The organism is Candidatus Thermoplasmatota archaeon, from assembly GCA_035541015.1.
Classification (GTDB): Archaea; Thermoplasmatota; SW-10-69-26; order JACQPN01; family JAIVGT01; genus DATLFM01.
The window spans coordinates 1-8,938 of record DATLFM010000077.1 but is presented as its reverse complement, the minus strand read 5'-3'; the positions used below and the strand labels follow the sequence as shown (position 1 = coordinate 8,938).

At 69.8% G+C, this 8,938-nt stretch carries 12 protein-coding genes and 1 tRNA gene; 11 read left to right on the top strand and 2 right to left on the bottom strand.

From position 1 onward, the window contains the following. The 8 genes from VM681_06965 to VM681_06930 all read left to right on the top strand — a co-directional run. On the top strand, nt 1–197 hold a 197-nt coding region (locus tag VM681_06965; protein ID HVL87726.1), incomplete at its 5' end, for an MnhB domain-containing protein. A 2-nt stretch (nt 198–199) separates the two neighbouring features. After that, nucleotides 200–559 (top strand): Na+/H+ antiporter subunit C, encoded by a 360-nt coding sequence (locus tag VM681_06960; GenBank protein HVL87725.1) that lies wholly within the window; start codon nt 200–202, stop codon nt 557–559. Next, a complete protein-coding gene (locus VM681_06955) occupies nt 556–2,037 on the top strand; it encodes a Na+/H+ antiporter subunit D (GenBank protein ID HVL87724.1) in 1,482 nt (493 codons plus the stop codon). The genes VM681_06960 and VM681_06955 overlap by 4 nt, the downstream gene beginning before the upstream one ends. Continuing rightward, a complete protein-coding gene (locus tag VM681_06950; protein HVL87723.1) occupies nt 2,034–2,507 on the top strand; it encodes a Na+/H+ antiporter subunit E in 474 nt (157 codons plus the stop codon). Before VM681_06955 ends, VM681_06950 begins: the two co-directional genes overlap by 4 nt. Beyond that, nucleotides 2,504–2,794 carry a monovalent cation/H+ antiporter complex subunit F gene (locus tag VM681_06945; protein HVL87722.1) on the top strand — a complete coding sequence of 97 codons (291 nt, stop codon included), beginning with the start codon at nt 2,504–2,506 and terminating at the stop codon, nt 2,792–2,794. Before VM681_06950 ends, VM681_06945 begins: the two co-directional genes overlap by 4 nt. Continuing rightward, complete coding sequence (gene mnhG, locus VM681_06940; GenBank protein ID HVL87721.1) at nt 2,791–3,180, top strand: monovalent cation/H(+) antiporter subunit G; 390 nt, start codon at nt 2,791–2,793, stop codon at nt 3,178–3,180. Before VM681_06945 ends, mnhG begins: the two co-directional genes overlap by 4 nt. Nucleotides 3,181–3,334: 154 nt before the next feature. Then, nucleotides 3,335–3,418 (top strand) — tRNA-Ser (locus VM681_06935). Nucleotides 3,419–3,568: 150 nt separating this feature from the next. Further along, nucleotides 3,569–4,186, top strand: coding sequence for a cyclase family protein (locus tag VM681_06930; protein HVL87720.1), 618 nt, complete (start codon nt 3,569–3,571; stop codon nt 4,184–4,186). Here VM681_06930 and VM681_06925 read toward each other — a convergent pair. Continuing rightward, nucleotides 4,183–5,172: an acyl-CoA dehydrogenase family protein gene (locus VM681_06925; protein HVL87719.1), complete on the bottom strand. Its 990-nt coding sequence runs from the start codon at nt 5,170–5,172 to the stop codon at nt 4,183–4,185. The genes VM681_06930 and VM681_06925 overlap by 4 nt on opposite strands. Before the next feature lie 51 nt (nt 5,173–5,223). Here VM681_06925 and dcd point away from each other — a divergent pair, with 51 nt between their 5' ends. After that, nucleotides 5,224–5,796 (top strand): dCTP deaminase, encoded by a 573-nt coding sequence (gene dcd, locus VM681_06920; GenBank protein ID HVL87718.1) that lies wholly within the window; start codon nt 5,224–5,226, stop codon nt 5,794–5,796. 3 nt (nt 5,797–5,799) lie between these two features. Further along, nucleotides 5,800–6,327, top strand: coding sequence for a hypothetical protein (locus tag VM681_06915; GenBank protein ID HVL87717.1), 528 nt, complete (start codon nt 5,800–5,802; stop codon nt 6,325–6,327). On the opposite strand, the gene thsA is transcribed toward VM681_06915, so the two are convergent. After that, a complete protein-coding gene (gene thsA, locus VM681_06910; protein HVL87716.1) occupies nt 6,324–7,940 on the bottom strand; it encodes a thermosome subunit alpha in 1,617 nt (538 codons plus the stop codon). The two genes, VM681_06915 and thsA, sit on opposite strands and share 4 nt — an antisense overlap. Nucleotides 7,941–8,093: 153 nt before the next feature. Here thsA and VM681_06905 point away from each other — a divergent pair, with 153 nt between their 5' ends. Next, nucleotides 8,094–8,921 (top strand): hypothetical protein, encoded by an 828-nt coding sequence (locus VM681_06905; protein HVL87715.1) that lies wholly within the window; start codon nt 8,094–8,096, stop codon nt 8,919–8,921. Nucleotides 8,922–8,938 lie beyond the last annotated feature (17 nt).

The following is an 8,938-nucleotide window of genomic DNA, read 5'->3' as shown; positions in this document are numbered from 1 at the left end:
GCCTTGGCGTGGCGCTTGCAAGCGGTCTTCTGGGCGTGCTTGCCGGACGCCCGCCGTTCACCGGCCAGTGGACGACGGCCGCGTACCCCGTCGCGGGCGCCATCGACGTGGGCACGCCGCTCGTGTTCGACGTGGGCGTGTTCCTCGTCGTGACCGGCGTCACCGTCGCCATCGTGCTCGCCCTGGGGGAGGAGTGACGATGGAGACGCTCCTTGCGATCGTCATCGGCGGCCTCTACGCGGCCGGCACGTACCTCATGCTGCGCCGCAGCCTGCTGCGCCTTGCCATCGGAATCGGCTTTCTCTCCTCGGGCGCAAACCTCCTCATCTTCACGGCGCCCGGGCTTCGGCGCGGCGGGCCGCCGCTCGTGCCCGAGGGCAGCTACGAGCTTGCCGCCGGCGCCGCCGACCCGCTGCCGCAGGCGCTCATCCTCACGGCCATCGTCATCACTTTCGGCGTGCAGGCCTTCACGCTTGTCCTCGTCGGCCGCACCTACGAGACGCTGGGCACCGACGACGTCGACACGCTGGGCGAGCCCGGGGGGCGCATCGAGCGATGAGCAGCCTCGTCGCCGCGCCCGTCCTCCTGCCGCTTGCCACGGCCCTCGTCTGCCTGGCGCTTCGCGAGCACCCGCGGGCGGCGCGTGCCGCAAGCCTCGCGGGCGCGTTCCTGCTTTTGCTGTCGACGACCCTGCTCCTCCTGCACGTCCAGGCGCAGGGCATCCTTGCGCTTCGCGTCGGCGACTGGCCGGCCCCCTACGGCATCGTGCTCGTGGCCGACCTCTTTGGCGCCATCATGGCGCTCCTTGCCGCCATCATCGGGCTTGCTTCGCTCGTTTACGCGGCCGGCAGCATGTCCGATCTCGACGAGCGCCTGGGCTTCCACCCGCTCGTCCACGTTCTTCTGGCCGGCGTCTGCGGCGCTTTCCTCACGGGCGACCTGTTCAACCTCTACGTGTGGTTCGAGGTTCTCCTCATCGCGTCCTTCGTGCTGCTTGCCCTCGGCGGCGACCGGGCGCGCTACGCGGGGGCCATCCAGTACGTCGCGCTCAATCTTCTCGCCTCCGCTCTTTTCCTCGCCGCCGTGGGGCTGCTCTACGCGCGCGCCGGGACGCTCAACTTCGCCGACCTCGTCGTGAAGGCCCCCGCCCTCGCCGGGCCCGAGCTTACGGCCATCGCGCTCCTGTTCGCGGTCGCGTTTGGCATCAAGGCCGCCGTCTTCCCGCTGTTCTCCTGGCTTCCCGCCTCGTACCCAGCCGCGCATCCGGCCGTGGCCGCGCTCTTTGCGGGCCTTCTCACGAAGGTCGGCGTGTACGCGATCGTTCGCCTCTTCTCCATGGTCTTCGTGCACGACGTGGCCGCCACGCACGCGTTCCTCTTGGGAGTGGCCGGCGCCACCATGGTCACGGGCGTTCTTGGCGCGGCCGCCCAGCGGGACTTCCGGCACATCCTCTCCTTCCACATCGTAAGCCAGATCGGCTACATGGTGCTCGGCCTTGCCCTCTTCACGCCCCTTGCCGTGGCCGGCGCCATCTTCTACATCGGCCACCACATCCTCGTGAAGACGAACCTCTTCTTCGTTGGCGGCATCGTCGAGCGCATCCGGGGGACGGGCGACCTCGGCCGCTTGGGCGGGCTTGCCGTCTCGCACCCGTTCCTCGCGTTCCTCTTCCTCGTCCCGGCGCTCTCGCTCGCGGGCGTTCCGCCCCTCTCCGGCTTCTGGGCCAAGCTCTCGCTCGTGCGCGCGGGCCTCGAGATCGAGCAGTGGCTCCTCGTGGCCGTCGCGCTCACCGTCGGCTTCCTCACCCTCTACTCGATGATGAAGATCTGGAACGAGGTGTTCTGGCGGCCGCCCAAGGACGACGCTCCCGACGCGCGAGCCGCCTGGACGCTCTACGTTCCCGTCGTGGGCCTTGCCACGCTCACCCTTTCGGTGGGTCTTGCCGCCGGCCCGCTGTTTGCGCTTGCCACCGAGGCGGCCACGCAGCTCCTGGAACCCGACGCGTACGTGCGCGCCGTGCTGGGGGTGCCCCCGTGAACCCGCTGCTGTGGAACCTCATCCTCACCATGGCCTGGGTCCTGCTCACCGGAAATTTCTCCCTGCCGAACCTCCTGCTGGGCCTCCTGATCGGATACCTCATCATCAGCTTCGCCCAGGTCACCGTCGGACCCGTGAACTACGCGCGCAAGGTCCTGCACGCCATCGCCTTTGCCGTCCTCTACCTCAAGGAGGTCCTGCTGGCCAACGTCCAAATCGCCATCGACATCCTCACGCCGCGCATGCGCGCGCGCCCCTGCATCGTCGCCATTCCCCTCGGCGATCGCTCCGACGCCGAGATCACGCTCCTGGCAAGCCTGCTTACCATGACGCCCGGCACGCTGAGCCTCGACGTGTCGGACGACAAGAAGACCCTCTTCATCCACGCGATGTACGTGCGCGACGTCGAGGAACTGCGCCGGCACGTGCAGCGCAACTTCGGCGACCCCGTGGCGGAGCTGATGCGATGAGCCACACCCTTGGCGAGTACGCGATCGTGCTCGACGTCACCTTCGCCATCCTCGGCGTCGCCCTCGTGCTCACGTTCGTCCGCCTGCTGCAGGGGCCGTCGCTGCCCGACCGCGTCGTCGCCTTCGACCTCTCCACGATCATCGTGCTTGGCATCCTCGCCGTCCACTCGGTCGCCTCCGACACGCCCGTCCTCCTCGACGTGGGCATCGTGCTTGCCCTCATCACCTTCCTCGCCACGATCGGCTTTGCGCAGTCGCTTGCGCGCCGCGCGGGAGGCAAGACGTGAACGATCTTGTCGTCGCCGCGCTTCTGGCCACCGGCGCGGCGTGGATGCTCATCGCCTCGATCGGAATCCTCCGCATGCCCGACGTGTACATGCGCATGCAGGCCTCGACGAAGGCCTCGAGCCTCGCCGCCGGGCTCATGCTCGGCGCCGTCGCGCTCCACTTCGGGCAGGCGGGCGTCACGGCGCGCGCGCTTGCCGCGATCGGCTTTCTGTACCTCACGGTGCCCGTCGCCGCGCACCTCATCGCGCGCGCCGCCTACCACGCGGGCGTGCCGCTCTGGGAGGGCACCCACGTGGACGAGCTTGCAAACGCCGCCGACCCGGGTCCCCACGGGCCGCGCGACCCCGATCCCGCCGACGGGCTTGCGGCGGCGCCCAAGGATTGATTGAAGAACCGGTTCTCCGTTCCCTTCCGCGGCGCGCGCAGCCCGACGCGCGGCGCGCCGCGCGAGGGCGCCGCGCGCGCCTTTGCGTCAAGGCTTTCAGCGGCCGGCGAGCGACGCCACGAGGCGAGCGAGCCGGCCGCGAGAAAGGCTTGTTGCGCACGTAGCCAAGCGGTCAACGGCGGTAGACTTGAGATCTACTGGGCTTCGGCCCTCGCAGGTTCAAATCCTGCCGTGCGCGTCAGGTAGGGGGGTCCGGGGGGACGACCGGGGAGTCCCCCCGGAAATAACCTGGGGGGTCCGGGGGGCTTTGCCCCCCGGAGTCGTTCGTTACTGCGCAATTGCGCAGTAAACTCGCAAAGGCTTTCCTCGCTTGACCCGGTGCCCCCGCGTGCTCGTCGACATCACACGCCCGCTCTCTTTGCGCGTGGCCGCGTGGCCGGGCGATCCGCCGCTTCGGCTCGAACCCTGCCGCCGCGTGGCCGATGGCGCATCCACGAACCTCGCGCTTCTCGAAACGGGCCTTCACCTCGGCACGCACGCGGACACGCCCTTGCACCTTGCCGACGGCGCGCCGGCGACCGAGTGGCTCGTCCTCGACGCGTTCGTCGGTCCCGCGCGCGTGGTCGACGCTTCCGCACCCATCGAGGCCGCCGTCGTCGAAGGGCTTGGCCTGCGCGGCGGGGAGCGCGTGCTGTTCCGCACGGGCCAATGGGAGAATTCGGGGGCGTTTCCGTACGGCTTTGCAGCGTTCACCCGCGAAGGCGCGCAGGCGCTTTGCGACGCGGGCGTTCGCCTCGTTGGGATCGACGTGCCAAGCGTGGACGGATGGGACGCGGCCAACGCCGGGAACCTCGCCGCTCACCGCGCGTTCTTCGCGTCGGGCGTGCGGTTCCTGGAAAGCCTCGACCTTCGCCGCGCGCCACCGGGCGACGCGAAGCTGCTTGCGCTTCCCTTGGCCGTCGAGGGCGCCGACGCCGCGCCCGTTCGCGCGGCGCTGTCCCGCTAGCGCAGCGCGCCGGCGCTTGCCATGCGCTTGTGGTGGTCGACGGAGCCTCCGAGGACCGCCGCCGTGCGCGCGTCGCGAAGGTGCCGTTCGACCGGGAAGTCGGTGAGGAAGCCGGAGCCTCCGTGGATCTTGAGCGCCGTGGCCGCCACGTCGACGGCCGTCTGCGCGCACACGAAGCGCGCCTCGTGCGCGCGGGCGGGATCGGGCTCCGCCGCGGCGTCGTGCAGGAGCAGCCTTGCCGCGCGGACGGACGCGCGCATCTCGGCGAGCTTGAAGGCGACCGCCTCGAACGTCGCGATGGAGCGGCCAAACTGCCGCCGCTCGGCGGCAAACGCGTGCGCGGCGTCGACGGCCGCCTGCGCGATGCCAAGCGAGAGGGCGGCCCATCCGATCGCGGCCCATCGTGCCGGGAACGTGCCTGCGCTCGTGCCCGGGGCGCCCGCCAGCTCGACGGTCCCCACGGCCGCGCCCGAAAGCCCGTGCAGGGGCGTCGCGACGCGTTCGAGCGTGGCGGCGTCGTAGTTGCGAAGCCCGTCGGCGGCGGGCGCGAGCACGATGTCGGACCGAGTGGCGGCCACGACGCCTCGGACGCCTTCCTCCGCGCGGACCGGCGCGGCGTCGCCGATCGCAAGGGTGGCGATCACGCGCCCGCGCGCGAGGTCTTCAAGCGGCTCGCCCGGAGCGGCAACGGCAAGCGCGTGGACGGCGAGGTTGTGCGAAAGGACGACGGCGCCCGTCGAGCCGCAGGCGCGCGCGATTTCCTCGATGCCGACCGCGAGTCCCGACTCGCCGAGGCCCGAGCCGCCTTCGTCCGTCGGCGCGGCCAAGCCCAGAAGGCCCATGCCCCCGCACGCGGCAAGGCCGTGCGCCGGCCACGCGCCGCGCCCGACGGCGTGCGCGCTCGCGGCGAGGTCGCGCTCGGCAAGCTCGCGGACGCTCTGGCGAAGGAGCGCGAGTTCCGCCGCGTCGGACGCGTCGTGCGTCATCGCGGCGCAAGCCCGCGGCAAGGCTTTAAATCATGCTCCCCATGCCCCCGCGTGATCCTGTCCGACCGGGACATCAAGGAGCGGCTCTTCAAGGCCAAGGACCTCGTGGTGGACCCGCTGGACAATCCCGAATTGCAGATCCAACCCGCCTCGATCGACCTTCGCTTGGGGCACGACTTTCTTGTCTTCAAGAACGCGCACGTTCCCTACATCGACCCCAAGAACACGTCGAACCTCGACCAGTTCACCGAGCGTCTCTCGGTCGCCGACGGGGAGAAGTTCATCATGCACCCGGGCGAGTTCGCCCTGGGGACGACGCACGAGTGGTTGGAGCTTCCCGACGACCTCGTCGCGCGCGTGGAGGGGCGCTCGAGCCTCGGGCGCCTGGCGCTTGTCGTGCACGCGACGGCGGGCTTCATCGATCCCGGGTTCAAGGGGCACATCACGCTCGAGCTTTCGAACCTGGGGCGAGTTCCCGTGGCGCTTACGCCGGGCATGCGCGTCTCGCAGATCGCCATCTACAAGATGTCGAGCCCGGCCGAGCGCCCGTACGGGGAGGCGCGCGGGAGCAAGTACCAGGGGCAGCGGGGCCCCACGGCCAGCCGGATCGGGCAAGACCGGTGAACCATGAACGGGTTGGCGCGCTACCCGCGCGGGACGGCCCTCGAGTACGATCTTGGCCTTTGCGCCGTCGCGATCGCGCGCGACGCCGAGGGTCGCGTCCTGGCGGGGCGGCCCAACGTCGCGCATCCGCGCTGGCGCGAGTGGAGCGGTGCGCCGCTTCCGGAGTCCTCGGGCGTGCGGTGGCGCTTGCCGGCCGCGTACGTGGCCGAGGGCGAGCATCCCGACCACGCCGCCGAGCGCGTCCTCAACGGGCAGCTTCTCGTGGAGAACTTCCGCCTTCTCGCCGCGCGCGCGTGGTCGCTTGGCGGAAGCCGCAGGCCCGACCGGTCGCGCGAGCCGTGGGACCTTTGCTTTGTCTTCGAGGTTGAGATCGTCCCTCGCAAGGCCCTTGCGCCGTGGTGGAGTGAGCTTCGGTTCCTCGACTTCGAGGCCGCGTCGCACTCCGAGCTTGCCCCCCCGCACGGGGATCTCGCGTATGCGCTTGGGCTTCTCAAGGAGAAGCCCCCGCCGCCGCCCCCTTCGCCCCACTAGTGGGCGCCGGCGCCTTCTTTGCCCTCGCTCTTGAGCTCCTTGGCCGCGATCACGTCGTCGATGCGAAGGATGAGGATCGCCGCTTCGGTGGCGCTGTGGAACGCCTGCCGCTTCACGCGGAGGGGCTCGAGGACGCCCTCGCGCACCATGTCGATGGGCTTGGCGTCGGCGGCCGAGAGCCCGGCGGTCTTCTCGCCGCGCTCGTGCGCGTTTCGCAGGGCGACGAGGGCGTCGATGGCCGAGGCGCCGGCGTTCTCCGCAAGCGTGCGCGGGACCGCCTCGACGGCCTTCGCAAACGCGAGCACGGCCAACTGGTCGCGTCCGGAAAGCGTCGTCGCGTGCTTGCGAAGCGCAAGCGCGACCTCGGCCTCGGGCGCGGCGCCGCCGGGAAGGACCTTGCCGTCGACGGCCGCGGCGGCCGTGGCGCGCAGCGCGTCGTCGAGCGCGCGCTCGATCTCGTCGATCTTCTGCTCGGTGGCCGCGCGCACGAGGATCGTGACCGAGCGCGGGTTCTTGCAGCCGGTGACGAAGGTCACGCGGTCGCCGCCCACCCTGCGCTCGTCCACGAGGCGCGCCTTGCCGAGATCGTTTGGCGAGAGGTCGTCGAGATTCTGGACGAGCCGGCCTCCGGTGGCGCGCGCGAGCTTCTCCATGTCGCTCTTCTTCACGCGCCGCACGGCGTACGCGCCCGCCCGCGCGAGCAGGTTCTGCGCGTGGTCGTCGACGCCCTTCTGGCAGACGACGACGTTTGCGCCCGCGTCGAGCACCTTTTGGACGAGGTCGCGCACGAAGGCCTCCTCCTGCTCGAGGAAACCCTGGCGGTCGCCCGTGTGGGTGATCTTGATCTTCGCGTCGATCTCCGTCTTGCGGAACTCGAGCGCGACGTTGAGAAGCGCGATGCGGGCGTCCTCGACGCGAACGGGCATGCCTTCGTGCACGCGCTCCTTGTCCAGCGCGATGCCCTGCAGGAGCTCGGTCGAGGCGGCGCTCTCGCCCTTCTTCTTCAGGATCATGACGTTCTCGGGGTCGACCTCAAGGCCCGCGGCCGTGTCGTCGGCGATGGCCGTGACGGCGCTTGCGACGATGTCGGCAAGCTGGACGCGCAGGGCGTCGTCGGCCTTGCCCGTGATGGCCGTGGAGGCCACGGCCTCCAGGCGCTTGCGCTCGCGGACCGTGATGGGCGCGGCCATGTCCGAGAGGACCTCGGCGGCGCGCCGGCGGGCGGCGGCGTAGCCCTGGGCGATGATCGTGGGGTGGACATCGGGCGCAAGCGCGCGGGCCTGCTTGAGAAGTTCCCCGGCCAGGACGACGGCAGTCGTCGTGCCGTCTCCCACCTCGTCGGAGAGCGTCTTTGCGACCTCGGCCACCATCTTCGCGGCGGGGTGCTTGATGTCGATCTCCTTGAGCACGGTCGCGCCGTCGCTTGTGACGGTCACGTCGCCGAGGCTGTCGACGAGCATCTTGTCCATGCCGCGGGGGCCAAGGCACGACCGGACGGCGTCGCTCACCGCGATGGCGGCGTCGATGTTCGTGCTCTGTGCGTCGCGGCCGCGGGTCCGCTCCGTGCCTTCCTTGAGGATGAGAACCTGGGGCTGACCGGTCGGAGTCGCCATGGAGAACACCGGGAGCCGCATAGAGCGGAGCTTCTACATATGGCTTTCGCACGCCTGGCCTACCCGCAGCTGCGACTTGGCAAGCCGGTTTGACAACAGTCTCCCGAGAACCCTTTTTAGGAACGAGGCTGTGGAAAGACTCGGGAGAGCAAGATGAGAACCGCCGTTCTAGCCGTCGCGGTCGTCCTGGCGCTGGCCGGGCCCCTGACGGGGGCCACCACGCACCCCACGCCTGCAACCCACTACCAATCCCTCATCAACGACCACCACGCGCATCCGACCGGCATGACAGTCGTGGTCGTTCCATCGGCGTACGTCGCTCGTGACGGCACGCTTCTCAACCCGACGCTCCTTACGATCGACGTCGGCACGCAGGCCGTCCTCGAGGCGATCGACTATTGGAACTGGGCGCTTCGTGAATTCGAAGACGAGCACCCGCAGCTTGCCCACGTCACGTACACGACGAAGGTCTTGGGCGTGGATGCGACGCTCCAGGACGTCGCGGACGCGCGCATCCTCGTTGTGAGCGCCATGGTGAACGACCGCACCGCGTTCCTGTTCCATCTCGGTCTGGGCTTGCCCACCTATCCGCCGTACTTCGTGCAAGCGCGTGGCTCCAACCCCATGGAGCTTTGCACCGTCTGGAACACGGGCGCGGGAAGCCGCGTGGCAGACGTCCACCCGATGCGATTGCGCAACCTTGCCCTGCACGAGTTCGGGCATTGCCTGGCCGCCGGGCACACCCACGGAAGCGACAGCTTCGGAACACCGTATCCGTCCGCGGTCAAGGACGAGCTTCTGGATCCCATGGCCGGGGCCGTGGCGACCTACCGGCAATGCATCTCGAACCTCAACATGGCGGGCCTCGCGGAGGCGTACCAGTGGCTTCCCGGCGCGTGGCAGCCCCACGATGGGCAGATCTACATGCGCCAAGCCGACTACGACCAAACGTGCATGCCGACGTCGCTCGCGCGGTTCTAGCGGCTGTCGCGGGCGCC